General features: G+C 64.0%; 23 protein-coding genes and 2 riboswitches. Of the genes, 17 read left to right on the forward strand and 6 right to left on the reverse strand.

Annotated features, from left to right (window positions below; genetic code table 11):
* Positions 1–94: 94 nt before the first annotated feature.
* The 7 genes from QCL51_RS15460 (at position 95) to QCL51_RS15490 (ending at position 8,058) form a co-directional block, all read left to right on the forward strand.
* The gene (locus tag QCL51_RS15460) at positions 95–439 is read left to right on the forward strand and encodes a carboxymuconolactone decarboxylase family protein (protein WP_101196548.1); all 345 of its coding nucleotides are present in this window, start codon (positions 95–97) and stop codon (positions 437–439) included.
* 78 nt (positions 440–517) lie between these two features.
* A complete protein-coding gene (locus tag QCL51_RS15465) occupies positions 518–1,087 on the forward strand; it encodes a GNAT family N-acetyltransferase (protein ID WP_103469214.1) in 570 nt (189 codons plus the stop codon).
* A 94-nt stretch (positions 1,088–1,181) separates the two neighbouring features.
* A riboswitch (cobalamin riboswitch) is annotated at positions 1,182–1,390 on the forward strand.
* A gap of 108 nt (positions 1,391–1,498) precedes the next feature.
* A complete protein-coding gene (locus QCL51_RS15470) occupies positions 1,499–3,625 on the forward strand; it encodes a TonB-dependent receptor (protein WP_338443673.1) in 2,127 nt (708 codons plus the stop codon).
* A gap of 117 nt (positions 3,626–3,742) precedes the next feature.
* Entirely contained in the window at positions 3,743–4,909 is a 1,167-nt protein-coding gene (locus tag QCL51_RS15475; protein ID WP_338443675.1) for a DUF1624 domain-containing protein, read from the forward strand.
* A gap of 28 nt (positions 4,910–4,937) precedes the next feature.
* Positions 4,938–5,136: riboswitch (cobalamin riboswitch) on the forward strand.
* A gap of 110 nt (positions 5,137–5,246) precedes the next feature.
* Positions 5,247–6,257 carry an ABC transporter substrate-binding protein gene (locus QCL51_RS15480; RefSeq protein WP_135192357.1) on the forward strand — a complete coding sequence of 337 codons (1,011 nt, stop codon included), beginning with the start codon at positions 5,247–5,249 and terminating at the stop codon, positions 6,255–6,257.
* Positions 6,257–7,273 (forward strand): iron ABC transporter permease, encoded by a 1,017-nt coding sequence (locus QCL51_RS15485; protein WP_021782810.1) that lies wholly within the window; start codon positions 6,257–6,259, stop codon positions 7,271–7,273. The genes QCL51_RS15480 and QCL51_RS15485 overlap by 1 nt, the downstream gene beginning before the upstream one ends.
* The gene (locus QCL51_RS15490) at positions 7,270–8,058 is read left to right on the forward strand and encodes an ABC transporter ATP-binding protein (RefSeq protein WP_021782811.1); all 789 of its coding nucleotides are present in this window, start codon (positions 7,270–7,272) and stop codon (positions 8,056–8,058) included. Before QCL51_RS15485 ends, QCL51_RS15490 begins: the two co-directional genes overlap by 4 nt.
* Before the next feature lie 56 nt (positions 8,059–8,114).
* On the opposite strand, the gene QCL51_RS15495 is transcribed toward QCL51_RS15490, so the two are convergent.
* Positions 8,115–8,612, reverse strand: coding sequence for a GNAT family N-acetyltransferase (locus QCL51_RS15495; protein ID WP_028697364.1), 498 nt, complete (start codon positions 8,610–8,612; stop codon positions 8,115–8,117).
* A 133-nt stretch (positions 8,613–8,745) separates the two neighbouring features.
* Between QCL51_RS15495 and QCL51_RS15500 the strand changes: the two genes are divergently transcribed.
* From QCL51_RS15500 to QCL51_RS15515, 4 genes are all read left to right on the forward strand, one after another.
* Positions 8,746–9,225, forward strand: coding sequence for a hypothetical protein (locus tag QCL51_RS15500; protein WP_101196541.1), 480 nt, complete (start codon positions 8,746–8,748; stop codon positions 9,223–9,225).
* Positions 9,226–9,284: 59 nt separating this feature from the next.
* Entirely contained in the window at positions 9,285–10,856 is a 1,572-nt protein-coding gene (locus QCL51_RS15505; protein WP_135192356.1) for a sensor domain-containing diguanylate cyclase, read from the forward strand.
* 159 nt (positions 10,857–11,015) lie between these two features.
* A complete protein-coding gene (locus tag QCL51_RS15510; RefSeq protein WP_135192355.1) occupies positions 11,016–11,792 on the forward strand; it encodes a ParA family protein in 777 nt (258 codons plus the stop codon).
* Between the two features lie 180 nt (positions 11,793–11,972).
* Positions 11,973–13,310 carry an MFS transporter gene (locus tag QCL51_RS15515; protein WP_021782816.1) on the forward strand — a complete coding sequence of 446 codons (1,338 nt, stop codon included), beginning with the start codon at positions 11,973–11,975 and terminating at the stop codon, positions 13,308–13,310.
* A gap of 32 nt (positions 13,311–13,342) precedes the next feature.
* Here QCL51_RS15515 and QCL51_RS15520 read toward each other — a convergent pair whose 3' ends face one another.
* Genes QCL51_RS15520 through QCL51_RS15530 form a run of 3 tightly spaced genes read right to left on the reverse strand, consistent with a single transcriptional unit; the run spans position 13,343 to position 18,966 of the window.
* The gene (locus QCL51_RS15520; RefSeq protein WP_021782817.1) at positions 13,343–16,489 is read right to left on the reverse strand and encodes a CusA/CzcA family heavy metal efflux RND transporter; all 3,147 of its coding nucleotides are present in this window, start codon (positions 16,487–16,489) and stop codon (positions 13,343–13,345) included.
* A gap of 16 nt (positions 16,490–16,505) precedes the next feature.
* On the reverse strand, positions 16,506–17,720 hold the full coding sequence (locus tag QCL51_RS15525) for an efflux RND transporter periplasmic adaptor subunit (RefSeq protein WP_103462701.1): 1,215 nt from the start codon (positions 17,718–17,720) through the stop codon (positions 16,506–16,508).
* Complete coding sequence (locus QCL51_RS15530) at positions 17,713–18,966, reverse strand: TolC family protein (RefSeq protein ID WP_021782819.1); 1,254 nt, start codon at positions 18,964–18,966, stop codon at positions 17,713–17,715. Before QCL51_RS15530 ends, QCL51_RS15525 begins: the two co-directional genes overlap by 8 nt.
* 263 nt (positions 18,967–19,229) lie before the next feature.
* On the opposite strand from QCL51_RS15530, the gene aroQ reads away from it, so the two are divergent.
* The gene (aroQ, locus tag QCL51_RS15535) at positions 19,230–19,679 is read left to right on the forward strand and encodes a type II 3-dehydroquinate dehydratase (protein WP_021782820.1); all 450 of its coding nucleotides are present in this window, start codon (positions 19,230–19,232) and stop codon (positions 19,677–19,679) included.
* A complete protein-coding gene (locus QCL51_RS15540) occupies positions 19,676–20,524 on the forward strand; it encodes a shikimate dehydrogenase (protein WP_323600797.1) in 849 nt (282 codons plus the stop codon). Before aroQ ends, QCL51_RS15540 begins: the two co-directional genes overlap by 4 nt.
* Positions 20,525–20,637: 113 nt before the next feature.
* Here QCL51_RS15540 and QCL51_RS15545 read toward each other — a convergent pair whose 3' ends face one another.
* Both QCL51_RS15545 and QCL51_RS15550 read right to left on the reverse strand, forming a co-directional pair.
* Entirely contained in the window at positions 20,638–21,153 is a 516-nt protein-coding gene (locus QCL51_RS15545; protein WP_103444098.1) for a thioredoxin family protein, read from the reverse strand.
* Positions 21,154–21,163: 10 nt separating this feature from the next.
* A complete protein-coding gene (locus QCL51_RS15550; RefSeq protein WP_021782823.1) occupies positions 21,164–21,439 on the reverse strand; it encodes a DUF2790 domain-containing protein in 276 nt (91 codons plus the stop codon).
* Between the two features lie 217 nt (positions 21,440–21,656).
* Between QCL51_RS15550 and QCL51_RS15555 the strand changes: the two genes are divergently transcribed.
* The 4 genes from QCL51_RS15555 to QCL51_RS15570 all read left to right on the forward strand — a co-directional run bounded on the left by QCL51_RS15555 (position 21,657) and on the right by QCL51_RS15570 (position 24,970).
* A complete protein-coding gene (locus tag QCL51_RS15555; protein ID WP_003250463.1) occupies positions 21,657–22,397 on the forward strand; it encodes a response regulator in 741 nt (246 codons plus the stop codon).
* On the forward strand, positions 22,394–23,680 hold the full coding sequence (locus QCL51_RS15560) for a HAMP domain-containing sensor histidine kinase (RefSeq protein WP_103444097.1): 1,287 nt from the start codon (positions 22,394–22,396) through the stop codon (positions 23,678–23,680). The genes QCL51_RS15555 and QCL51_RS15560 overlap by 4 nt, the downstream gene beginning before the upstream one ends.
* Positions 23,681–23,849: 169 nt before the next feature.
* Complete coding sequence (locus QCL51_RS15565) at positions 23,850–24,467, forward strand: ferric reductase-like transmembrane domain-containing protein (RefSeq protein WP_021782825.1); 618 nt, start codon at positions 23,850–23,852, stop codon at positions 24,465–24,467.
* Positions 24,468–24,481: 14 nt separating this feature from the next.
* Positions 24,482–24,970, forward strand: coding sequence for a DoxX family protein (locus QCL51_RS15570; RefSeq protein WP_021782826.1), 489 nt, complete (start codon positions 24,482–24,484; stop codon positions 24,968–24,970).
* Positions 24,971–24,973 lie beyond the last annotated feature (3 nt).

Below are 24,973 nucleotides of genomic sequence, written 5' to 3' on the forward strand. Positions count from 1 at the left end.
GTGACCTGCGTTTACCAACCAAAGTACCGCCTCACACGTGCAACTCTTCGACTAGCCTGAAAGCTCCACTCGCAACCACCCCAAGGTGAAGACGATGAGCATGATGGACTGGGACGCCTACCGTAAGCAGTTGATGGCCGGCATCGGCGATCTCAAGCAACTCTCACCCGACACCGTAGCCGGCTACATGACCGCCAGCGGTGCAGGCGCCAAAACCAACCACCTGGATGCCAAGACCCGCGAGCTGATCTCCTTGGCCGTGGCTGTGACCACCCGCTGCGACGGCTGTATCGCCGTGCATTCGCAGCAAGCCGTCAAAGAGGGTGCCAGCCGCGAGGAAATTGCCGAGGCCCTCGGCGTGGCCGTGGCCATGAACGCCGGTGCCGCGCTGGTGTACTCGGCCCGCGCAATGGACGCGGTAGGCAAGGCCAACGGTTGAGCACAAACGGCGTCGTCGCCCTTGCGCGACGGCGCCGCGCCAACCAGACTGGGCGGCTCACCCCGCGCAGGAACCCGCATGATCCACATTCGCCCCATGATGCCGGACGATTTTGATCGTTTCTGGCCCACCTTCCAGGCCATTGTCCAAGCCCGTGAAACCTACGCTTTCGACCCGGCCCTGAGCTTCGAGCAGGCCCGCCAGCTGTGGCTGGAGTTGCCCTTGCACACGCTGCTGGCCGAAGAAGATGGCGAGCTATTGGGTTCGTATTACCTCAAGGCCAATGCTGCCGGGCCTGGTGCGCATGTGGGCAATTGCGGCTACATGGTCTGCGCACAGGCACGCGGCCGGGGCGTGGCGCGCTTGATGTGCGAGCACTCGCAAAAGCTGGCGCGCCAGGAAGGCTTTCTGGCATTGCAGTTCAACTCGGTGGTAGCCAGCAACGAAGTGGCCGTGGCGCTATGGCACAAGCTGGGTTTTGAAACAGTCGGCCGTTTGCCCAAGGCCTACCGTCATGCCCGCCTGGGGCTGGTGGACTGCCTGGTGATGTACAAATGGCTGGCGGATGAGCCGGTGGTGGAGAAGCCGCCGCTGCTGATCGGGCGCAAGAACATCGAGGCACGGGTATCGCGACGCCGCGGGCGCTAGCCTGTACAGGCAAGCCTGCCTTCAAACTCAAAACCTGATTTTTTCGCGACATTCACAGCACACCCACATTTGACGCCCCCGCATTTCAGTGGTCAGATGCGCGCCAGTTTCAGGTGCCCTGCGCCGCCGCGCGCAGGGTGAAACGGGAAACCGGTGCGTCGTGTTGCCCACGACAAGTCCGGTGCTGCCCCCGCAACGGTAAGCGAGCGAACCCTTCGAGATACCACTGTGCTCAGGCATGGGAAGGTGAAGGTTTCATGCCCCTCGCAAGCCCGGAGACCGGCCTGGAGCTTCACTTGGCAACCCGCGGTGGGCGGGCGCAGGCCGGAATCCGTGCGCGCGCCTGCCTGCATGGTTCGCCTTTGCGTGTTTTCCACCGGGATCCATTCATTCCTGCAGCAGTGGAACGACATGTCCCGTATGTTCAAGCTTCACCCTCTGGCGGCCTGCCTGGCCGTCACCCTGCCGGCGCTGGCTGATGACCGCGACCCGCAGCCTCTGGCCCTGCCTTCCACGGCCATCACCGACACCCTCGACAGCCGTACCATCGACCTGGCCACGCCGACCCAGGCAGGCTCGCGCCTTGGCCTCAGTGCCCTGGAGACGCCGGCCAGCACCAGCAGTATCAGCGAACGGCAGATTCAGCAGCGCAACAACCTCACAGTGCAGGATGCAGTGACCCGCTCGCCGGGCATTACCTTCGTCGGCTCACCGGGGGACGGCGGTACAGGCTTGTCTGCCCGCGGCTTTGCCGGCCACAGCTCGGTGATGACCCTGTTCGACGGCGCGCGCCTGTACACCGGTGCCGGCACCCAAACCTTCCCGGTCGACCCGTGGATGGTCGAACGCATCGAGGTGATTCGCGGCCCGGCCTCGGTACTGCATGGCGAAGGCGCCACCGGCGCGGTGATCAACGTGATCCCGAAAAAACCTTTTGCCGGCGAAGTGCGCAACCACCTGCGCCTGGGTTACGGCTCGTGGGACCGCCAGCAGCTCGGCCTGGACAGCGGCGGCAGCCTCAGCGAGCGCCTGAGCTACCGCCTGACGCTGAACCAGCAGGCCGGCAATGGCTGGGTCGACCGCACCGCTTCACGTAGCCTGGCCATGAGCGCCGCGCTGCGTTTCGATGCCAGTGATGACCTCAGCTTCACGCTGGCCCATGACCGCGGCGATGCACAACCTGCCAACTACTACGGCACCCCGCTGATCGACGGCCACTACCGCAGCAGCCTGCGCAAAAAGAACTACAACGTACAGAACGACGTGCAGCAGTACGTTGATGAATGGACCCGGCTGACAACCGACTGGGCGCTGAACGACCAGCTCAGCGCCAGCAACCAGCTGTACTACATCAAAAGCCGCCGCCACTGGCGCAACGCCGAGGACTACAGCTGGGACGCAGAGCGTCAGCAACTGCTGCGCGGCAGCTACCTGGAGATCAAGCACAACCAGGAGCAGTTCGGCGACCGCCAGACCTTCACCTTCGACCACACCCTGTTCGGCCTGGCCAGCAAGACCGTGCTCGGTGCCGAGTACAACAAGGTGCGCTTCAACGTCGACAGCAATTCCCCCTACAACGATGTCGGCGGCGACTACGTCGACCCGTGGCAGCCACAGCCCGGCGGGTTCCATAGCGCCTCGCCGTTGCGGCCGCAAACGCTCTCGACCACCCATACCTTTGCCCTGTTTGCCGAAAACCGCCTGCAATTGAGCAATCGCCTGTCGTTGGTTACCGGCGTGCGTCGCGACCAGAACCACATCGACCGCAACAACTTGACCAACGACAGCCGCAGCGATCGTAGCCTGCAAGGTGGCAACTGGCGCGTGGGGCTGGTGTATGCACTCAACGACGACCTGTCGTTGTACGGCCAGTACTCAACCAGCGAGGACGGGGTCAACAACCTCATCAGCCTCAGCCCCGCGCAGATGCACTATGACCTGACCGAGGCGAAGCAGACCGAGGCCGGCATCAAGCAGCGCTTTTGGGAGGGGCGTGGCGAATGGACGCTTGCTGCCTACCACATCGTCAAGAAAAAGCTGCTGGTCGACGACCCGATCACGCACGAGAAGCAACAAGCCGGGCAGCAGACCTCCGATGGCCTGGAAGCGACGCTGGAGCTGGCCCTGGCCCATCAGTGGCAGGTGTCGGCCAATGCATCGCTGGTACGCGCCAAGTACGACGACTTCGACGAAATGGTCGGCGGTCTGCCGCAGGACCGCGCAGGCAACCGGCCGGCCAACGTGCCACGGCGTACCGCCAACCTTTGGTTGAGCAAAGGCTTCGGCCAGCAGGTAGAGGCCGGCTTGGGGGCGCGTTATGTGGATGAGCGTTATGCCGATACCGCCAATAACCACAGCGCCCCCGGCTACACCGTGGTCGATGCCAACATCGCCTGGCAAGTGTTGCCGGACGTGAAGCTGGGGTTGCAGTTGAACAACCTGTTCGATCGCGAGTATGTGCAGTCGGCGTTCAGCGGGCAGCAGTGGTTGATGGGGATGCCGCGGTCTTACTTCGCGACGGTGGATTACAGCTTCTGATCTGGATGGCTTGTGCTGCGAAGAGCCCGGCACAGGCCACACAAAAACCTCTATTCTCTTTTAGCATATTGTTATACGATAACGTTTCACATGAAATCCATTCTTATTAGACAGCCCATGACAAGTGCCAGCGCCACGCCCACGCTGATCACCCAGCGCCTGCAGAGCATCGATGCCCTGCGCGGCCTGGTGATCCTGTTCATGCTCCTGGACCACGTCCGCGAGACTTTCTTCCTGCACCGCCAGGTCAGCGACCCCATGGCCATCGACACCACGGAACCGGCGCTTTTCTTCAGCCGCACCCTCGCCCACTTGTGTGCGCCGGTGTTCGTCCTGCTGACCGGCCTGTCGGCCTGGCTGTATGGCGAGAAGTATCAGGGCCGTGGCGACGTCTCGGCGTTCCTGCTCAAACGCGGGCTGTTCCTGGTGGTGCTGGAGTTCACCCTGGTCAACTTCGCCTGGACCTTCCAGTTGCCCCCCAGCGTGATTTACCTGCAAGTGATCTGGGCCATCGGCGTCAGCATGATCGCCCTGTCGCTGCTGGTGTGGCTGCCACGCGCCGCGCTGCTCGCCCTGGGCGCCATCATCATCGCCGGCCACAACCTGCTCGACGGGGTGCACTTTGGCGCAGAGTCAGCCCTGCATGTGCCGTGGGCAATCCTGCATGATCGTGGCTGGCTGGCGTTTTCCGAGACCCTGCACCTGCGCACCTCTTACCCGGTGCTGCCGTGGATCGGCGTCATCGCCCTGGGTTACGGCCTGGGGCCCTGGTTCGCCCGTCGCAGCGATGCCGGACAACGCCAGCAACACCTGCTGGTAGCCGGTTTGCTCGCGCTGCTTGGCTTTGCCCTGCTGCGCATGTTCAACGGTTACGGTGAGGCGCCGTGGAGCGGTTATCCAACCTTCACGCAAACCCTGATGAGCTTCTTCAACATCACCAAATACCCACCGTCGCTTCTGTTCCTGGCCCTGACCCTGGGCTGTGGCCTGCTGCTGTTACGCGCGTTCGAGCGGGCCGGCCAAGTGCGCTGGATCACGGCACTGGCGGTGTTCGGTGCGGCACCGATGTTCTTCTACCTGCTGCACCTGTATGTGCTGAAGCTGCTGTACCTGGCCTGCGTGGCGCTGTTCGGGCTCAACCATGGCGACTACTTCGGTTTCGACAGTATTGCAACGGTGTGGCTGGGCGCGGTACTGCTGGCGGTTTCGCTGTACCTGCCGGTGCGCGGGTTCGCCCGGCTGAAGCAGCGCCGCCGCGACATCAGCTGGCTGAAGTACTTCTGAAAAGCGTTTTCCCCCGGCGCCGCGATGGTCTACCATGCGGGCCGCCGGTTTCCACCACGGAACTAACAGGGAATCCCAGGCCCGCCAATACGGGCCAAACGGAACTGCCCCCGCAACTGTAGGTGCCGAGCCTGCTCCACCCATGCCACTGGGCCTACCGCCCGGGAAGGCCGGAGCCAGGCCATGACGCACCAGTCAGGAGACCTGCCGGCCTGCATTCACCAACCGGCGGGGTGTCCGGGATTGGCCGTCAGTGTTGCCCCAGCCACCCGCTGGGGCTCGGCGATGCCTGTCCGTGCGTTCCTCACCAGAACTGTCCGATAAGAGATCGCCCAGCATGCTGCCCCGTTTCGCCACCCTGCTCGCGGGCCTAGGCCTCACTGGCCTGGCCCAGGCCGCTGCCACCCACTACCCGCTGACGGTCGACAACTGCGGCAAGCCGCAGACTTTTGCCCAGGCACCGCAGCGCGCCGTCACCATCGGCCAGGCCGGTACCGAGCTGCTCTATGCCTTGGGGCTGGGTGACAAGCTGGCAGGCACCTCGCTGTGGTTCAACAACGTATTGCCTGAATACCAGGCAGTGAACGCCAAGGTTCCACGCCTGGCCGACAACGAACCCAGCTTCGAGGCGGTGGTCGGCAAGCACCCGCAGCTGGTCGCGGTGCAGTTCGAATGGATGGTCGGTGCCCAGGGCTCGGTCGCCACCCGCGAGCAGTTCGATGAACTGAAGATCCCCACCTACGTGCTGCCATCGGACTGCGAAGGCAAGGACAACCTGGTCGGTGCAGACGGCACCCGCCTGCAAGCGTTCCAGGTAGACAGCATCTACAAGAGCGTCAGCCAACTGGCCGAGATCTTCGACGTTCAGGACCGCGGTGCGGCCCTGAACGCAGAATTGCAAGGGCATCTGGACAGCGCCAGGGCGCGGCTGGCCGGCAAGGACCTGTCGGCAACTACGGCGCTGTTCTGGTTCTCCAGCGCCGACCTTCACATCGACCCCTATGTGGCCGGCCGCCAGGGTGTCGCCGACTTCATGCTGCGCACCCTTGGTGTACGCAACGTGGTCGAGTCCAGCGAAGAATGGCCAAGCGTAGGCTGGGAAACCCTGGCCAAGGCCAATCCGACCTGGCTGATCATCGCGCGCATGGACCGCCGCCGTTTCCCCGCCGACGACTACCAGAAAAAGCTCGAATTCCTGCGCAGTGATCCGGTAACCCGCAACATGGACGCAGTGAAGCACGACCGTATCATTATCCTTGACGCCGACGCCATGCAGGCCGGTATCCGCCTGTTCCGCGGCGTTCAAACGCTGTCCACGGCCTTCGCCAGCGGTAAAGCAGCCCAGTGATGATTCGCCTGTTACCCTGCATCGCCGTTGCCCTGGCCGCCCTGTTGGCTGCCCTGCTGGCCGGCACCGCCATCGGCGAAACCAACCTGTCGCCCAGCGTGGTCGGCCAGGTGCTGGCCAACCACCTGTGGCAAGCCGCCTACCCGGTGGACCCGATCGACGCCGGCATCGTCTGGAACTACCGCCTGACCCGCACCCTGGTCGCAGCCGCTTGTGGCGCCGGGCTGGCCACCTGCGGTGTCATCCTGCAGGCGATGTTGCGCAACCCACTGGCCGAGCCCTACTTGCTGGGGCTGTCTGCCGGTGCCTCGACCGGCGCGGTACTCGTCGGCCTGCTGGGCCTGGGTAGCCTGGCGTTAAGCATGTCCGCAGGGGCTTTCATCGGTGCCGTGGCCGCATTCGCCTTGGTACTGGTGCTGGCCCGCGCGGCCGGCCCCAGCAGCAACAATGCCCAGGTGATCCTTGCCGGTATCGCCGGCTCGCAACTGTTCAATGCACTGACCGCCTTCCTGATCACCAAGTCGGCCACCGCCGAGCAGGCGCGCGGTATCCTGTTCTGGCTGCTGGGCAACCTGAGCGGCGTGCGCTGGCCTTCGGTGTGGCTGGCTGTGCCGGTGGCGATTTTCGGTTTGCTGGTGTGCCTGTGGCACCGCCGTGCTCTGGATGCCTTCACCTTCGGTACCGATTCGGCCGCCTCGCTGGGCATCCCGGTGCGGCGCACCCAGTTGCTGCTGATCAGTTGTGCAGCGCTGGTGACAGCTGTGATGGTGTCCATTGTCGGCGCCATCGGGTTTGTCGGGCTGGTAATACCCCATGCCCTGCGCCTTCTGCTCGGCCCCGGGCACAGCCGTCTGTTGCCCGCCAGCGCACTGGGCGGTGCGCTGTTCCTGATTGCGGCAGACATTCTTTCACGCACGCTGATCGCCGGCCAGGTGATCCCGGTGGGCGTGGTGACTGCGCTGATCGGTGCCCCCGTATTCGCGCTGATTCTGGTTAGCCGTCGGGGGCGCCCATGACCGCCATGACAGCAGTTCGCATCCCTCCGCTGGCCTGCCATGGGCTGGGGCTGCAACTGGCCGGCAATACCGTGCTCAGCGATATCGACCTCAGCGTTGTCGCCGGTGAAACCCTGGGAATTGTCGGCCCTAACGGCTCGGGCAAATCCTCGCTACTGAAGTTGCTGGCAGGGTTGCGCAAACCGGCCTGCGGCAGCGTGCAGCTCATGGGTGAGCCACTGGCACAGATGCCCCGCCGCCGTGTTGCCCAGATGCTGGCGCTGGTCGAGCAACAGGCCGACACCCTCGATGCGATCAGCGTGTTCGACGCGGTTGCCTTGGGCCGCACACCCTGGCTCTCGGCCCTGGCACCGTTCTCGCGGCAGGACCGCGCCATCGTCGAGCAAGCCCTGACCGACCTCGATGCCCTGCACCTGCGCACGCGCCTGTGGGGGTCGCTGTCCGGTGGCGAGCGCCAGCGTGTACACATCGCCCGCGCGCTGGCCCAACGGCCGCAGGTGCTGCTGCTGGACGAGCCGACCAACCACCTGGACATCCAGCATCAGCTAAGCCTGCTGCAACAAGTGCAGGCGCTGCCGGTAACCTCCCTGGTGGCGCTGCATGACCTCAACCAGGCGCTGACCTGCGACCGTGTCGCGGTTCTCGACAAAGGCCGCCTGATCGCCCTCGGCAAACCCTTCGAGGTGCTTACCCCCAAGCGCCTGCTGAGCACCTTCGGCGTCCACGCCCACTACCTCACCGACCCTTTCGACGGCGCGCGCATCCTGCGCTTTCGCGCCCCCTGAACCAAGTAGCCCTGCCCATGCTGTTGCGTCATTGCCAACAGGCACGTTCCCACAGGTCAGCGTAATCGCAACTGCATGTGCGTGGTCTGCCACACCGGGTCTTGCTCCACATCCACCAGCGTGAACCCTTGCCGCTCCCAGAACGCAATGGCGCCCGGCAGAAACGGATGAGTATGCAGGTAAAGGCAGTCGACGCCCGCTTGCATCGCCCGTTCGCGCAAGGCACCAAACAAGGCAGCCGCCAGGCCATGCCTGCGGTAGGCCGGCAACACGAACAGCCGCACCACCTCGACTACCCGCTCTGCGCGGTAATCAAGCTGGACAAAGCGATGGTCATAGGGCAAGTAACCTATCACCGCGACCAGCCGCTCACCCTCACGGGCTTCCAGAAAACAACCCGCGCCGTCCAGGTAAGTGTCGGCGAAATGCGTAAGGTCACGCGGCAAGGGTGCATTGGCGAGCATCGGAAAAAGCGCGCGGCGAGCGCTGTCGACAAACGCCAGCACTTCGGCAATGGCGTCACGCGCTACAGGTTGCAGGGTCCAGTTCGGCATCGGGCGGTTGCCAGTGTGATCGGGAGCGCACGGTTCTACCGCAGCCTGCCGCTCAAGGCAAATCACAGGGCTCGTCGCGGCAAGGCGGACACCGGTATAATCGGCAGTCTTCACTGCCCGACCAGGCCACACCATGCCTCGCCTCCCGAAGTTGCTGTTCCCCCTGTTGCTGGCTGCTGCACTCACCGCCTGCGACCAGAAACCCTCCCGTGAAGAACAGATCCTCGCCCAGCTGCCGCTGCAGGACGCCTACACGCACAACATCGAGCGCATGTCCGCGCTGCTGGGCCGCACTCACCCGCAGCTGTCGCAAGCGACCATCCAGGACGTACTGCGCAAGCACCTGACCGTCGAGGACCAGCGCCGGGACCTGTTCCGCCTGTACAGCGAAAAGAACTTCAGCGACGCCGAATTCGCCACCATCGTCGCCGCCACTCAGGACCCCGCCAAAGCGCGCGCCCTGGAAGACACCGAAGCCGGCAAACGCTTGAGCGAAAAACTCACCGCGCTGATGCGCGAAACCGCCCGCGATGTGAACGTGCAGGCCTTGGTCGAACAGCGCATGCAACAGGTGGAAGATGAGCTTGATGCACTGGACAAGGCAGGCTCTTGAGCGCCACCCGCTAAGGTAACTCCCGTTCAGCAGCCCTTTACGATCACCCGAGGTCAGGATTGCCACACACCAAGCACGGATTGCGCCTGGATCTACGTACACTCATTCTGGTGCTCTGCGCCCTGACCGCAGTGGTCATGCTGTGCGCCAGCTATTTCGCCAGCTACCGGGTGCAGCGCCAGCTACTGATCGACAATGCCCTGGAAGCCAACCGGGTGTATGCGAGAAAGCTGGCCAGCATCACCGAAACCTTCATTGGCAGCGCCTTGCAGCAACTGATGTTCAGCGCCGGTGTACAAAGCCGACAGTTGAGCGACACCGCAGCGCTGCAGGTAGAGACTGACCGCGTACTGGGCCAGAGCATGGCCTTCAACTCCACCTTCGTGATCGATGCCAACGGGGTACTGCTGGCAGTATCCCCCGCCCCGCTACGCCACCTGATCGGCACCCACGTGCAGTCGCCCGGCGCTCAGGAAGCCCTGCACGAACGCCGTCCACTGGTTTCCACGCCCTACCTGTCGGCGGCCGACAACCTGGTGGTGGTGCTTTCGCAACCTATTTTCGACAACAACGGCCGCTACCTGGGGTATGTGGGTGGCAGCCTGTACCTGCGTGAACACAACATCCTCAACAGCCTGCTGGGCGAGCATTTCTACAAGGACGGTTCGTACCTGTATGTGGTCGACCGCAACCGACGCCTGCTGTACCACCCCAATAGCGAACGGGTAGGCACGGTGGTGGAGGGCAATGCGCTAGTTGACCAGCTGGCGACACTGGACAGCGGTACCCGGCAGTTGACCAATAGCCTAGGCGTGGAAATGCTCGCCGGTTTCGCCACTGTACCCAGCGCCGGCTGGGGCGTGGTAGCGCAGCAGCCTTTGGCGCAGACGGTGACGCCGCTGAACCATCTGGTGCTGAACGTGATCGCCAGTTCGGCGCCTTTGGCGCTGGTTGGCAGCCTGCTGCTGTGGTGGTTGGCCCGTACCATCGCCCGGCCGCTGTGGAAACTGGCCGCGAGTGCCCGCACGATGGACCGCGCCGGTACCGCCGAACGCTTGCATCAGGTGCGGGCCTGGTACTTCGAGGCGGCAGAGCTCAAGCGCGCATTGCTGTTCAGCCTGAACTTGCTGCAAGAACGCATCGGCCGGCTCAATCGGGACGCCCAGACCGACCCGCTGACCGGCCTGGGCAACCGCCGCAGCCTGGAATTCAGCCTTTCGTTACTGGAAGCTGAAAACCAGGAGTTTGCTGCCATTGCGCTGGATATCGACCATTTCAAGCGGATAAATGACAGCCATGGACACGAAGTGGGCGACCAGGTGCTGCGCCAGCTGGCGGAGCTCATGCGCCGTTGTTGCCGCGAGGGCGACCTGTTGTGTCGCACCGGCGGCGAGGAGTTCTTGATATTGCTGCCTGGGGCAACCCTGAATGTGGCCGCCGCAGTGGCCGAACGGTTGCGTGTGACCGTACAGGATATGCCGGTGGAACCGGTGGGGGCAGTGACAATTTCGCTGGGGGTGACGCACTGGGATGGCGAGACGCACGGCGAGCCCATGAACGCATTGGGCGAGGCTGACCGGGCGCTTTACCGGGCCAAGCAAGAGGGGCGCAACCGGGTCGCTTTTGCCTGAACGCCTTGTGTTGTCACCATGGAACGGGCTCGCCCGTGAAAATGCCGATACAGGCAACGATGCATCGCTGCCCTGTAACAATTCCTGTCATAAAACTGCAGCGTTCCAGTCATAGGATTGACCCCGACCTGACATTTTCACTTCATGGATGAGCGTCTCATGCGTCGTGTGGTTTTCAATCAGAAAGGTGGCGTTGGCAAATCCAGCATTGCCTGCAACCTCGCCGCAGCCAGTGCCGCCGAGGGCTACCGAACCTTGCTGGTCGACCTCGACCCACAGGCCAATGCCACCTTCTACCTGACCGGGCTGGCCAACGACACCATTCCTGCCGGCATCGCCGACTTCTTCCGCCAGACCTTGTCGCCGGTTACTGCCGCCGGCAAGAAGCACCGCGTGGTAATCACCGAAACCCGCTACAGCAACCTGCACCTGGTCACCGCCAGCCCTGACCTCAGCGACCTGCAAAGCAAGCTGGAGAGCAAGTTCAAGATCAACAAGCTGCGCAAGTTGCTGGTGGCGCTGGGCGAGGACTACGAGCGGATCTACATCGACACCCCGCCCGCACTGAACTTCTACACCTTCAGCGCGCTGGTGGCGGCCGAGCGTCTGTTGATTCCGTTCGACTGCGACAGTTTCTCGCGCCAGGCCCTGCACAGTGTCATGGCCGAGGTCGAAGAACTGCGCCAGGACCACAACCCCGCGCTGCAGGTGGAAGGTGTGGTGGTCAATCAGTTCGCCGGCCGCACCGCACTGCACCAGACCCTGGTCGATCAACTGCGCAGCGAAGGCCTGCCGGTGCTGCCGGTGTACCTGAGCAGTTCGATCAAGATGCGTGAATCGCACCATGCCTCGGTGCCATTGGTGCATTTGGCGCCACGGCATAAACTGGCCCTGGAATTTGTCGATTTGCTGGATGTGCTTGAGCGTGCGGCCTGACAGGCCTTTTGAGGCACTCCGGCTGTAACCTGCTGCATCGGTTGAATCAGGTATACCGAGGTCGCCCTCGACAAAGCGCCTTGCAGCGCCCGGCTATCTACTGGCAAGCACAATAACGATGGCGCGGCCCTACCGCGCCACTTTCATCATGGCTGCCAAAGGAAACCGGAGAGCTCCCGCATGTCCGCACATCATGAGGTATCCCCCGCCACCCTGCGCAGGGTGATAGCCGCTTCGGCCATCGGCAACTTCGTCGAATGGTTCGACTTCGCCGTGTACGGCTTTCTCGCCACGCTGATCGCCAGCCAGTTCTTTGCCAGCGAAGACGCCAGCGTGGCCTTGCTCAAAACCTTCGCGGTGTTCGCCGTGGCCTTCGCCCTGCGCCCCTTGGGCGGCATCGTCTTCGGTGCCTTGGGCGACCGACTGGGTCGCAAGCGCATCCTGTCGCTGACCATCCTGCTGATGGCCGGCTCCACCACGTTGATCGGCCTGCTGCCGACCTATGCCAGCATCGGCCTGGCAGCCCCGGCGCTGCTGACCCTGGCCCGCTGCCTGCAGGGGTTTTCTGCCGGTGGCGAATATGCCGGGGCCTGCGCCTACCTGATGGAGCACGCGCCTGACGACAAGCGCGCCTTTTATGGCAGCTTCGTACCTGTGTCGACCTTTTCCGCCTTTGCCTGCGCAGCGGTGATCGCTTATGGCCTGGAGGCCAGCCTGTCGACCGAGGCGATGAATGCCTGGGGCTGGCGCATTCCGTTCCTGATTGCCGCACCGCTGGGCCTGGTCGGCCTGTACCTGCGCTGGCGCATGGAGGAAACCCCGGCGTTCCGCGAAGCCGTCGCCCAAGGCAAGGAGCACGAGCATTCACCGCTGAAGGAAACCCTGCGCCACCATGGCCGGGTCATCCGCAACCTGGGGGCGTTCATTTCGCTGACCGCGTTGTCGTTCTACATGTTCACCACCTACTTCGCCACCTACCTGCAACTGGTCGGCAACCTGACCCGCGCGCAGTCACTGCTGGTGACCACCGTGGCCCTGCTGTTCGCCGCCGTGGGCTGCCCGCTGGCCGGTGCATTTTCGGACCGGGTGGGGCGGCGCAAGACCATCGGTTTTACCTGCCTGTGGATGATGCTTAGCGTGTTCCCGGCGTACTGGCTGGCCAGCTCTGGCTCGATGTCGGGTGCGTTGCTGGGGGTGATCCTGCTAGCGGTGGGGGCACTGTGCAGTGGCGTGGTTACCGCAGCATTGCTGTCGGAAAGTTTCCCTACACGTACCCGCTATACCGCTTCGGCGATTACCTACAACGTGGCCTACACGCTATTTGGCGGCACTGCGCCGCTGGTGGCAACCTGGCTCATCGGCCAAACCGGCAGCAGCCTGGCACCGGCGTTCTACCTGGTGGTGATTGCGCTGGTGGCGTTGGTGGGCGGCTTGGCGTTGCCGGAAACTTCGCGGATTTCTTTGCATGAGGACATGAGCATGGACGGTGTGCGGGCCGGAACCCGAAACACCGTCTGAAATTTCCGGGGCTGCCTTGCAGCCCCGACTGCTCAGCCTTCTTGCTGCTCTTCCCGCCGATACGCCCACTGATACAACGCCGGCAACACCAGCAACGTCAGCGCTGTAGAGGACAAGATCCCGCCAATCACCACCGTTGCCAGTGGCCGTTGCACCTCCGCACCGGTCCCGGTGGCCAAGGCCATCGGAATGAACCCCAGCGAGGCCACCAGCGCCGTCATCAGTACCGGCCGCAATCGGGTCAGCGCACCCTCCTCGACCGCCGCCCGCAGCGTGCGCCCTTCCTCGCGCAGCCCGCGGATAAAGGCAATCATCACCAGCCCGTTCAGCACTGCCACTCCCGACAATGCAATGAACCCGACCCCGGCAGAAATGGACAGCGGAATATCACGCGACCACAGCGCCAGCACCCCGCCGGTCAGCGCAAAGGGGATGCCGGTGAACACCAGCAGGCCGTCCCTGAGGTTGTTGAACATCATCAGCAACAGTGCCATGACCAGCAGCAAGGCTACCGGTACCACCACCTGCAAGCGCTCGGCCGCCGACTGCAACTGCTCGAACTGGCCTCCCCAACGCGTCCAGTACCCCGGTGGCACCTGCACCTGGTCGATCAGGGCCTGCTCGGCCTCTTGCACAAACGAGCCCAGGTCGCGTCCACGCACGTTGGCACTGACCACCACCACACGCTTGCCATCCTCGCGGCTCACCTGATTCGGGCCCAGTTGCAGGTTCAGCGTGGCTACCTGCGACAGCGGGATGAAACCGATTTGCCCGGCCCCCTCAGCAGCACTGGCCGGTACGGGAATCAGCAGGCTGGCCAGCCCGTCGACATCGGTACGCAAGGTTTCCGACAGGCGCACGACCATGTCGAAGCGGCGGTCGCCCTCATACAGCGTACCGGCGGTGCGGCCACCCACGGCAATGGCGATGGCGCCCTGCACATCGCCCACATTCAGGCCATGACGGGCGGCCTTGTCACGGTCGATGTCGATGGTCAGTACCGGCAAGCCCGTGGTCTGCTCCACCTTCACCTCGGACGCGCCTGGCACCCCTTGCAGGCTGGTGGCGATCTGCGCGGCAGTGCGATTGAGCACCTCCATGTCGTCTCCGAACAGCTTCACCGCCACATCGCTGCGCACCCCGGAAATCAGCTCGTTGAAGCGCAGCTGAATGGGCTGCGACAGCTCATAGTTGCTGCCCGGTACACTGGCAGCGGCACGTTGCACCTGGGCGATCAGTTCATCCCGCGGCTTGCCCGGGTCAACCCATTGTTCGCGCGGGCGCAGCATCACGTAGGCATCGGAAATGTTCGGTGGCATCGGGTCGGAGGCAATCTCGGCAGTGCCGGTGCGGGCAAACACCCGCTCCACCTCGGGCACCTGGGCGATGATCGCCTGCTCCAGGCGCTGCTGCATGTCCACCGACTGCGACAGGCTGGTGCCCGGCACTCGCAGGGCCTGCAGGGCGAAGTCACCCTCGCTGAGGCTGGGGATGAACTCGCTGCCCATGCGGCTGGCCACCACGCCGGACAACAGCACCAGGGCGGCGGCAGCAGCAAACGCCAGTTTGCGCCGGCCCAGCACCCAGGCCAGCACCGGGGCATAGCGCTGACGAGCCGTACGCATCACCAGGCCTTCCTCCTCCTTGACCTTGCCGGTGACGAACAGGGCAATGGCCGCCGGTACGAACGTGACCGAGAGGACCATCGCACCCAACAGGGCCATGACCACGGTGAAGGCCATGGGGTGGAACATCTTGCCCTCGACCCCGGTAAGGGCAAAGATCGGCAGGTACACCACCATGATGATCAACTGCCCATAGATCAGCGGCCGGCGTGCTTCGCGGGCGGCGGCAAACACCTCATGGAACCGTTCGGCGCGGGTCAGCATGCGACCGTGGCGCAGCTGGGCATGGGCCAGGCGACGGATGGCGTTTTCCACGATCACCACCGCGCCGTCGACGATGATGCCGAAGTCCAGCGCGCCCAGGCTCATCAGGTTGGCACTGACCTTGTTGCTGAACATGCCGGTAAAGGTGAACAGCATCGAAAGCGGGATAACCATGGCCGTGATCAGTGCAGCACGGATGTTGCCGAGGAACAGGAACAGCACGGCAATCACCAGGATTGCACCTTCGATCAGGTTCTTCTTCACCGTGGCGATCGCTTTCTCCACCAGGTGGGTGCGGTCGTACACCGTCACTGCCACTACGCCCTTGGGCAGGTTGCGATTGATCTCGACCAGTTTTGCAGCGACCGCCTGCGACACCGTGCGACTGTTCTCGCCAATCAGCATGAACACCGTGCCCAGCACGACTTCCCGACCGTTTTCGGTGGCTGCCCCCGAGCGCAGCTCTTGGCCAAGGCCAACCTGGGCGACATGGCTGACGCGGATCGGCGTGCCGTCGACGCTGGAAATAACGATGTTGGCAATGTCTTCGGCCGAGGCCACCTGGCCAGGCGCGCGAATCAGCAACTGCTCGCCATTGCGCTCGATATAGCCAGCGCCAATGTTGGCGTTATTGCGCTCCAGCGCTGCAATCAGGTCGTTGAGGGTGAGCTTGTAGGCCGCCAGGCGTTTGGGCTCTGGTGCAATAAGGTATTGCTTGGCATGGCCACCGATGCTGTTGACCTCGGCCACACCCGGCACATTGCGCAGCTGCGGCTTGATGATCCAGTCCTGAATCACCCGCAGGTCGGTTGGGGTGTAAGGTGTACCGTCTTCCTTGAGCGCCCCCTCCTGGGCTTCCACCGTCCACAGGAAGATTTCCCCCAGGCCGGTGGAGATCGGCCCCATGCTCGCCTCGATGCCCTCAGGCAATTGCTCGCGGGCCACCTGCAGGCGCTCGTTGACCAGTTGGCGGGCGAAGAAGATATCGGTGCCATCATCGAAAATGACCGTGACTTGCGACAGGCCCGAGCGCGACAGCGAGCGGGTCTGCTTGAGCCCTGGCAGGCCGGCCATGGCGGTTTCGATGGCAAAGGTGATGCGCTGCTCGGTCTCCAGCGGCGAATAGCCGGGGGCGGCGGTGTTGATCTGCACCTGGACGTTAGTGATGTCCGGCACAGCATCGATCGGCAGTTTCTGGTAGCTGTGGATACCCACCGCGGCCATCAGGACCACGGCCAGCATCACCACCAGGCGCTGCTCGATGGCAAATTGAATCAGGCGTTCGAACATGCAGGTGTCCCCGTGATCAGTGGCTGTGCTCGGCCGAGCCCTTGCCCAGTTCCGACTTGAGGACAAAGCTGCCAGCGGCCGCAACCTGAGTACCGGCGGCCAGGCCGCTGGTGATTTCCACCTGGCCAGCATCGCGGCGGCCAGTCTTCACCGGGCGCGCCTCGAAGCCTTCCGCAGTGCGGGCAAACACCACGGTCTGCGCCTCCCAGGTTTGCAGGGCGCTTTCCGGCACCGCCACGGCGGCCTCGAAGCGGTCGACGCTGACAGCCACGTTGACGAACAGCCCGGGGCGCCAGGCGCCATTGGGATTGGCAAGTGTGGCGCGCACAGTGGCGGCGCGGTTCTGCTCGCCGAGCAGGCTGCCGACGTAATTGACCTTGCCCTGGACCTCGGCGCCCAGGTCCGGCGCACTGACCCTGACATCGCGGCCGGTCACCACCTTGTCCAGGTCACGAGGGGCCACGGCGAAGGTGGCCCACACCCGGCTCAGGTCGGACAGGGTGAACGCGTTGCTGGTCGCGTCGACCACCTCACCCACGGTCAGGTGCTTTTCCACGACGACCGCATCGAAGGGTGCGCGCAGTTCATAGCGGTTGCCGGCACCGGCCGGGCCCACCGCCGCGACCTTCTGCCGAGCGTTGGCCAGAGCGATCTCGGCCTCCTGCAGGGCCTGGCGCGCCTGCAGGTAATCCTGCTCGGCGCTGATTCGCTCCTGCCACAGCTGTTGCTCCCGCTGAAAGGTCAACCGCGCCAATTCCAGACGACGCTGGGCGGCCTGCTGTTCGCTGCGCAGGTCGGAGATCTGCTGGCTGGCAATCACCGCCAGTACCTGGCCGCGCCTGACCGCCTGGCCCAACTCGGCTTGCACCGCTTCGACCACACCCGGCACGCGGGGTACCACATGTGCGGTGCGGTCCTCGTCAAAGCGGATCTCACCCGGGAAGCTGATGGCGGTGCCCAACTCACGGGGGCCAGCGGCAGCCAGTTGCACGCCAGCCGATTCGATCTGCGCGACAGACAGGTGCAACTGGCCCTCTTCTTCGCCATGCCCCTCCTCTGCAGGGCCTGCGGCGGCCTGCTCTGCAGCGTGGCCGTGGCTGTCTTGACCATGGTCGTCATGGGGGGCTTGAGCCTTGGACGCCTGGCCGAGTGTGCCGGTCCAGGCCAGGCCAGCGAGGCCAAGGGCCGCAACGGCAGTGGCCAGAAGGGCTAGCTTGCGTGGGTTAGTCATTGTTGCTCCTGCTATCGGGTTTGTTGCTCAGGCCATCAAGATCGCCGTAGATCCGCTCCACGTGTGCACGCGCGTCGGTCGCCGAGGCCAGCGCCTCGAGGTACAGCCCGCGAGCCTCGATCAGCGTGCGCTGGGCGTCGAGTACATCGAGAAAAGCGAACTTGCCCATTTCAAAACCGCGGGTGGCGGTGTCCACGGCCTGCTGCGCAGCCGGCAGGATGGTGCGGTCGTAGGCTTCAACGTCCTGCATCGCCGTCTCCCACTGGCTGATGGCACTGCGGGTTTCACTTCGCAGACGCAGCTCCACGGCATTGCGCAGGTCGCGCGCCTGATCGGCACGGCGCGCAGCCGCCAGGACATTGCCCTGGTTGCGGTCGAACAGCGGCAACGGCATGGACAGGCCAACCACGTTCACCCGCTCCCGGTCTTCGCGGCTGTACTGGCTGCCAAGGCTGACGGTGAGGTTGGGGAAACGCTGGGCTTTTTCCGAACCCAGGGACGCATCGCCGCGCTCGACCTGGGCAGCGGCCAGGCGCCATTCAACGGTCTGTTCGACCTGTTCAAGCAAGGTGTCGGCACCCGGCGCGATGCCTGGCGAAAGGTTGGCCGCCTGTAACCGTTCAAAGCTTGCCATCGGGCTGCCCGTCAACCGGGCCAAGGCCTGGTAGGCCACGCTGCGCTGGGTTTTCGCGCGGCGCACTTCGGTCTGGGCCTGGGCCAGTTGCACCTGGGCACGGGTGGCCTCCACCGGTGATGACTGGCCTGCCGTAACCCGCCCTTGCACCACCCGCAGGCCGCGTTCAGTCAATGCCTGCGACTGCTGCGCCAGCTCCAGCGCGGTCTGCGCACGCAAGGCAGCGTGGAAAGCCTGCACCACATCGGCCCGCAGGGCGTTGCGCTGGCGCTCCAGGTCGAGCAGGGCAATGGCCTGGCCGGCCTCCGCCACGGCGAGACGTGCGCCACGCTTTCCGCCCAGTTCCAGCGGCTGGCTGAGGGTGACGGTGGTGGTGGTGGTGTCGCGACGGGTGTCCTCGACCTCCCAGGCCAGCTCCGGGTTGGGGATCAGCCCGGCTTGGCGCCATTCGCCATCGGCAATGCCAATTTCACGGCCGGCTGCAGCCAGCTCCGGGTTCTGGGCGAAAGCGGCGGCAAGCGCCTGGGGCAGGCTCAGCGCCTGGCTGGCCTGGGCGCCGGTGGCACTGGCCAGCAACAGACAGAGCAAGGCGATCTTGCGGGGGATGGGCACGACACAGGTCCTCTCGGCGAAGCATTGGCGAGGGACTGTAGAAAGGGCCGGTTATCGGGGCGGTGGCGGCAAGATTACAATTTTGTAATGACGCGCTGCGTTGCTTTGCAGGCGCAGCCTTGTGCTGCTGGGCACAGGACGGTGAACGCCCAAGAAGTTCGATAATCGCCCACTTTCCCGGTGCGACGATCTTGTCCAATTGACGGAACTAACCAGTCAGTACAAAACTACGTGCATTCTACAACAACAAAGCGATGCCCGTCATGAAGCCCCTTATTCTCGTGCTCAACGGCCCCAACCTGAACATGCTGGGCACCCGCGAGCCTGCCCAGTACGGCCACGAAACCCTCGCTGACCTGGCTCAGGGATGTGCCGATACTGCCCACGCCCACGGCCTGGAAATCGAGTTTCGCCAAACCAACCACGAAGGCGAACTGATCGACTGGATCCACGCTGCCCGTGGCCGCTGCGCCGGCATCGTGATCAACCCTGGCGCCTGGACGCACACCTCGGTGGCCATCCGCGATGCCCTGGTGGCCAGCGAACTGCCGGTGATCGAGGTGCACCTGTCCAATGTGCATAAACGCGAGCCGTTCCGTCACTTGTCGTTCGTATCGTCCATCGCCGTCGGTGTCATCTGCGGCCTGGGCAGCCACGGCTACCGCATGGCGCTGAGCCACTTCGCCGAGTTGCTGCAGGAGCGTACGGCATGAGCCAGCAAGCCATCCTCGCCGGCCTGATCGGCCGCGGCATTCAACTGTCACGTACGCCGGCCCTGCATGAACACGAAGGCGACGCCCAGGCCCTGCGCTACTTGTACCGGCTGATCGACGCCGACCAGCTGCAACTGGACGACAGCGCCCTGCCCGGCCTGCTCGAAGCCGCGCAACATACCGGCTTCACCGGGCTGAACATTACCTACCCGTTCAAGCAGGCGATCCTGCCGTTGCTCGACGAACTGTCCGACGAGGCCCGTGGTATCGGCGCGGTAAATACCGTGGTGCTCAAGGACGGCAAGCGAGTCGGCCACAACACAGACTGCCTGGGCTTTGCCGAAGGCTTGCGCCGTGGCCTTCCCGGTGCGGCACGGCGCCAGGTGGTACAGATGGGTGCCGGTGGCGCTGGCTCGGCCGTGGCCCATGCCCTGCTGGGTGAAGGGGTAGAGCGGCTGGTGCTGTTCGAAGTGGACGCAGCCCGTGCGCAGGCGCTGGTGGACAACCTGAACGCCCATTTCGGCGCGGAGCGCGCCGTGCTTGGCACCGACCTGGCCGCAGCCCTGGCCGAAGCGGACGGGCTGGTCAACACCACGCCGGTGGGCATGGCCAAGCTACCGGGCACGCCACTGCCGGTGGAATTGCTGCATGCCCGCCTGTGGGTGGCCGAGATCATCTACTTCCCGCTGGAGACCGAACTGCTGCGCGCGGCCCGGGCACTGGGCTGCCGCACGCTGGATGGCAGCAACATGGCGGTGTTCCAGGCGGTGAAGGCATTCGAGCTGTTCAGCGGGCGGCAGGCGGATGCGGCACGAATGCAGGCGCACTTTGCCAGTTTCCCCTGATAGAAAAGTGTTGGTTTCTTCGCGGGCACGCCCGCTCCCACAGGTACTGCGCAAACGTTACTGATTGCACTCTCTCTGTGGGGCATGCCCGCAAAGTGGCCGGTAAAGGAGAATCACTCTTTTTCATCCAGCAAAGCCTGTATCACCTGTTCCTGCCCGCCATAATCCCCCTCGCCAAAATGCACATGGCGCACCTGCCCCTTGCGGTCGACAAAGTAATGCGCCGGCCAGAACTGGTTGCCCCAGGCATTCCACACCTTGTAGTCGTTATCTACCGCCACCGGATACCCGATACCCAACCGGGCAACCTTGCTCCGCAAAGTGCCGACATCATGCTCGTAGTCGTACTCGGGTGTGTGCACTCCTACCACCACCAGACCGTGATCGGCATAGCGCCGCGCCCACTCATTCACATGCGGCAGGCTGCGCCGGCAGTTGATGCAGTCCCAGGTCCAGAAGTCCACCAGCACCACTTTGCCCTTGAGCCCCGGGGCATCCAGCGGCGCCGAATTCAACCACTGGCTGGCGCCGGACAGCGACGGCATGGCGCCGTAGCTGTCGCGGGCCTTCAGGTGCCCAGCCAATCCAAGACCCGTCAGCGCCAGCGCAAAACCGCCTGCCTTGAGCATCCGGCGGCGATCAGTTGTCATGGCAACCGCCCGTGGCGTAGGTGCGGTACTGCACGCTTTGCCGCTGGCCATGGGAGTCAAGGTAGTCCATTCGGGTATTCACCAGGCCACAGGCGTTACTCTGGTCATCCTGAACCGACAGCACTTTCTTCACATCCAGAGGCTCACCGTAGCGGTACTGCATGACCCCGCCATCCTGCATCGGGGCAGTGCTGGCCTGGGCAGCGATGGCGCCGAAGCTGAGCACGGCGAACAGGCTGGCGCTGGCGATAGTCTTGACGTTCATGGCATCTCTCCTGAGTAACAATTGGGGGGGAGTGTTGCTCCCCGGTCGAGAGCCATTTCACGCCTGCCAGGTATCGCGCATGTGTCGTCCAGCGTTGTGATGTGCTTCCTGCTGTATCTCTGCCCGTGCCAGATACACTGCAATACAAACTCCCGCAGGCAAGGACGAACGCGCTCGGTACACTGCGCCCAACCCCCTTTGCACAGGAACCCAGCGCATGGAACACGTCGATCACATCCTGATCGTCGACGACGACCGCGAGATCCGCGAACTGGTCGGCAATTACCTGAAGAAGAACGGCCTGCGCACCAGCATCGTTGCCGATGGCCGGCAGATGCGCGCCTTTCTCGAAGCCAACAGCGTCGACCTGATCGTGCTCGACATCATGATGCCCGGCGACGACGGTCTGCTGTTGTGCCGCGAGCTGCGCGCCGGCAAGCACCGCAACACGCCGGTGCTGATGCTGACCGCCCGCAATGACGAAACCGACCGCATCATCGGTCTGGAAATGGGCGCCGACGACTACCTGACCAAACCGTTCTCGGCCCGCGAACTGCTCGCCCGCATCAACGCCGTGCTGCGCCGCACACGCATGCTGCCACCCAACCTGACCATCAGTGAAAGCAGCCGCCTGCTGGGTTTCGGTCAATGGCGCCTGGACACCACCGCGCGCCACCTGCTCGACAGCGAAGGCACCCTGGTGGCCCTGAGCGGCGCCGAATACCGCCTGCTGCGGGTGTTCCTCGACCACCCGCAGCGGGTGCTCAGCCGTGAACAGCTGCTTAACCTGACCCAGGGCCGCGAAGCCGACATCTTCGACCGCTCCATCGACTTGCTGGTCAGCCGCCTGCGCCAGCGCCTGGGTGACGATGCCCGCGAGCCCAGCTGCATCAAGACCGTGCGCAGCGAGGGCTACGTGTTCTCGCTGCCGGTGCAACTGCTCGAGTCCCCCTCATGAAATGGCCACGCACCCTGGCCTCACGCCTGGCACTGATCTTCTTCACCGGCCTGGTGTTGGCCTATGGTCTGTCGTTTGGCCTGCAGGCCTACGAGCGCTATATCAGCAGCCGCTCGATGATGCTCAGCAACCTCGAGCAGGACGTGGCGACCTCGGTTGCCATCCTTGACCGCCTGCCCGCAGCCGAGCGTGCCGCCTGGCTGCCGCGCCTGGAACGGCGCACCTATCGCTATCGCCTCGACCAAGGCCTGGCCGGCGAAGCGATGCCGAGCAGTGACCCACCGATGGCCGCCGCGTCGATCGTCAAGGCCATTGGCAGCGACTACCGCCTGACCTTTCTGGAAATCCCTGGGCCCAATGCGCATTTCCAGGCACACCTGAACCTGGCCGACGGCGCGCCCCTGACCATCGACGTAACGCCAACACCGGTCCCGGTAGCCCGTTGGTTGCCTGTGGTGCTGCTGATTCAGCTCGCTGTGCTGTTGCTGTGCACTTGGCTGGCCGTACGCCTGGCCATCGGCCCGTTAACCCGTCTGGCCCAGGCCGTGGACAACCTCGACCCGGACCAGCCCGGCGTGCAACTGGATGAAAGCGGCCCACGCGAGGTGCGTTACGCTGCCGTGGCCTTCAACGCCCTGCAGGCGCGCATTGCTGCCCACCTCAAGGAACGCATGCAGTTGCTGGCGGCCATTTCCCACGACCTGCAAACACCGATCACTCGCATGAAGTTGCGGGTCGAAGTGATGGATGAGGGGGTCGAAAGGGACAAGTTCTGGAACGACCTGGATGAAATGGAACACCTGGTGCGCGAAGGCGTGGCTTATGCCCGCAGCATGGACAGCAGCACCGAAGCGACATGCCGGGTCAACCTTGATGCCTTTCTCGACAGCCTGGTATTCGACTACCAGGACAGCGGCGCCCAGGTCGAACGCCACGGCAACAGCGGTACCCTGCTGGAAACCCGCCCGCATGCGCTGCGTCGGGTACTGGTGAACCTGGTCGACAATGCCCTGAAGTTTGCAGGTGCTGCCGAGCTGCATGTGTCCTGCGAGGGCAGTACCACCATCATCCGCGTGCTCGACAACGGGCCAGGGATACCCGGTGACGAGCTGGATGAAGTGCTCAAGCCGTTCTACCGGGTGGAAGGTTCACGCAATCGCAGCACGGGTGGCACCGGCTTGGGACTGGCCATTGCCCACCAGCTGATCCAGGCCATGGGGGGGCGGCTGACATTGAGCAACCGCGAACAGGGCGGATTGTGCGCGCAGATCGAACTCACCTGAAGTGCATCTGCGATCGTTGGCAGGAACGGCCTTGGATCTCGATCGGGCCGCTCCTGTAAAAAGCGAGGTCGCCTCTACAAACAGATACACAACTGCATCCCCCTGACACACTGCAGATACCCCGCCTCGAGACACTCCCGGTCACACAACCACACCCCGGGAGACCCTCATGAAAGCCTTCACCTTGCCCTCCGGCTGGAAGCTGTTCGCCGCCCTTGCCGGCCTGACCCTGGCGATGAGCGCCGTGGTCCTGGCCAGCCAACCTGACCCGGACGGCTTGCGCAGTGCCATTCGTGCCACCGCACGCAGCTCGTTCGCACTGTTCTTGCTGGCGTTCCTGGCCTCGTCGCTGGTGACCTTGCTGCCTGGCACCTCAAGCCGCCGCATCCTTCAGGAGCGACGTTACCTGGGGTTGGCATTCGCGTTCTCCCACACCGTGCATGGCGTGCTGATTTATCGCTACGCCCAGCAGTTCCCCGAACTGTTCTGGGCAGGCCGCACGCTCACGTCCAGCCTGCCCGGTACGGTCGGCTACCTGTTCTTGCTGCTGCTCACCGCCACCTCGTTCAAGGCGCCCATGCGGCTGTTGGGCGGCCGTGCCTGGCAAGCGCTGCACAGCAGCGGCATGTGGGTACTGGCTGGGGTGTTCTGCCTGTCCTTCTACAAACGCATTCCCATGGGGGGCTGGTACCCGCTGGCGTTCGCCCTGATGTTCAGCGCCATCGCCGTCAAGCTCACCGCCAAAGTGGCCCGTAAACAACGCCGCAGCACCCGCGCCCTTGCCTGAAGAGAGCACCGCACATGACGACCTTGACCCGTACCCTGACCACCGTTGATCGCATCGGCAGCTGGAGCGCCGACTTGCCATTACGGGTATTTCTGGCCTGGGAGTTTTTCGAATCCGGCCTGGAGAAATTCAACGGCAGCAACTGGTTCGCCGACCTGCAGTCCAGCTTCCCGTTCCCCTTCAACCTGCTGCCCGCAGAGCTGAACTGGCAGCTGTCGATGTGGGCCGAGTTGGTGCTGCCGTTGCTACTGTTGCTGGGCCTGGGGACCAGGCTGGCATCGCTGGGTTTGATGGTGGTGACCGTTGTAGCGATAGCGGCAGTGCACTGGCCGGCGCACTGGTCGGGCCTGGCGGAGCTGGCCCAAGGCTATGCCATTACCGACCAGGGCTTCGGCAATTACAAATTGCCGCTGATCTACCTGATAGCGTTGCTGCCACTGCTACTCAAGGGCGCCGGGCGCCTTAGCCTCGATCATTGGCTTGGCACGCGGTTCGGCAGATAAGGA

The organism is Pseudomonas sp. LTR0, assembly GCF_036630035.1.
GTDB lineage: Bacteria > Pseudomonadota > Gammaproteobacteria > Pseudomonadales > Pseudomonadaceae > Aquipseudomonas > Aquipseudomonas putida_Y.

Excerpts from the sequence above, each read along its gene's own strand:
- QCL51_RS15540 (WP_323600797.1), top strand. The coding sequence starts at position 19,676 with ATGAGCCAGCAAGCCATCCTCGCCGGCCTGATCGGCCGCGGCATTCAA.
- QCL51_RS15560 (WP_103444097.1), top strand. The coding sequence starts at position 22,394 with ATGAAATGGCCACGCACCCTGGCCTCACGCCTGGCACTGATCTTCTTC.
- QCL51_RS15465 (WP_103469214.1), top strand. The coding sequence starts at position 518 with ATGATCCACATTCGCCCCATGATGCCGGACGATTTTGATCGTTTCTGG.
- QCL51_RS15510 (WP_135192355.1), top strand. The coding sequence starts at position 11,016 with ATGCGTCGTGTGGTTTTCAATCAGAAAGGTGGCGTTGGCAAATCCAGC.
- QCL51_RS15485 (WP_021782810.1), top strand. The coding sequence starts at position 6,257 with ATGATTCGCCTGTTACCCTGCATCGCCGTTGCCCTGGCCGCCCTGTTG.
- QCL51_RS15570 (WP_021782826.1), top strand. The coding sequence starts at position 24,482 with ATGACGACCTTGACCCGTACCCTGACCACCGTTGATCGCATCGGCAGC.
- aroQ (WP_021782820.1), top strand. The coding sequence starts at position 19,230 with ATGAAGCCCCTTATTCTCGTGCTCAACGGCCCCAACCTGAACATGCTG.
- QCL51_RS15490 (WP_021782811.1), top strand. The coding sequence starts at position 7,270 with ATGACCGCCATGACAGCAGTTCGCATCCCTCCGCTGGCCTGCCATGGG.
- QCL51_RS15545 (WP_103444098.1), bottom strand. The coding sequence starts at position 21,153 with ATGCTCAAGGCAGGCGGTTTTGCGCTGGCGCTGACGGGTCTTGGATTG.
- QCL51_RS15480 (WP_135192357.1), top strand. The coding sequence starts at position 5,247 with ATGCTGCCCCGTTTCGCCACCCTGCTCGCGGGCCTAGGCCTCACTGGC.
- QCL51_RS15565 (WP_021782825.1), top strand. The coding sequence starts at position 23,850 with ATGAAAGCCTTCACCTTGCCCTCCGGCTGGAAGCTGTTCGCCGCCCTT.
- QCL51_RS15515 (WP_021782816.1), top strand. The coding sequence starts at position 11,973 with ATGTCCGCACATCATGAGGTATCCCCCGCCACCCTGCGCAGGGTGATA.
- QCL51_RS15460 (WP_101196548.1), top strand. The coding sequence starts at position 95 with ATGAGCATGATGGACTGGGACGCCTACCGTAAGCAGTTGATGGCCGGC.
- QCL51_RS15470 (WP_338443673.1), top strand. The coding sequence starts at position 1,499 with ATGTCCCGTATGTTCAAGCTTCACCCTCTGGCGGCCTGCCTGGCCGTC.
- QCL51_RS15475 (WP_338443675.1), top strand. The coding sequence starts at position 3,743 with ATGACAAGTGCCAGCGCCACGCCCACGCTGATCACCCAGCGCCTGCAG.
- QCL51_RS15525 (WP_103462701.1), bottom strand. The coding sequence starts at position 17,720 with ATGACTAACCCACGCAAGCTAGCCCTTCTGGCCACTGCCGTTGCGGCC.
- QCL51_RS15500 (WP_101196541.1), top strand. The coding sequence starts at position 8,746 with ATGCCTCGCCTCCCGAAGTTGCTGTTCCCCCTGTTGCTGGCTGCTGCA.
- QCL51_RS15520 (WP_021782817.1), bottom strand. The coding sequence starts at position 16,489 with ATGTTCGAACGCCTGATTCAATTTGCCATCGAGCAGCGCCTGGTGGTG.
- QCL51_RS15550 (WP_021782823.1), bottom strand. The coding sequence starts at position 21,439 with ATGAACGTCAAGACTATCGCCAGCGCCAGCCTGTTCGCCGTGCTCAGC.
- QCL51_RS15555 (WP_003250463.1), top strand. The coding sequence starts at position 21,657 with ATGGAACACGTCGATCACATCCTGATCGTCGACGACGACCGCGAGATC.
- QCL51_RS15495 (WP_028697364.1), bottom strand. The coding sequence starts at position 8,612 with ATGCCGAACTGGACCCTGCAACCTGTAGCGCGTGACGCCATTGCCGAA.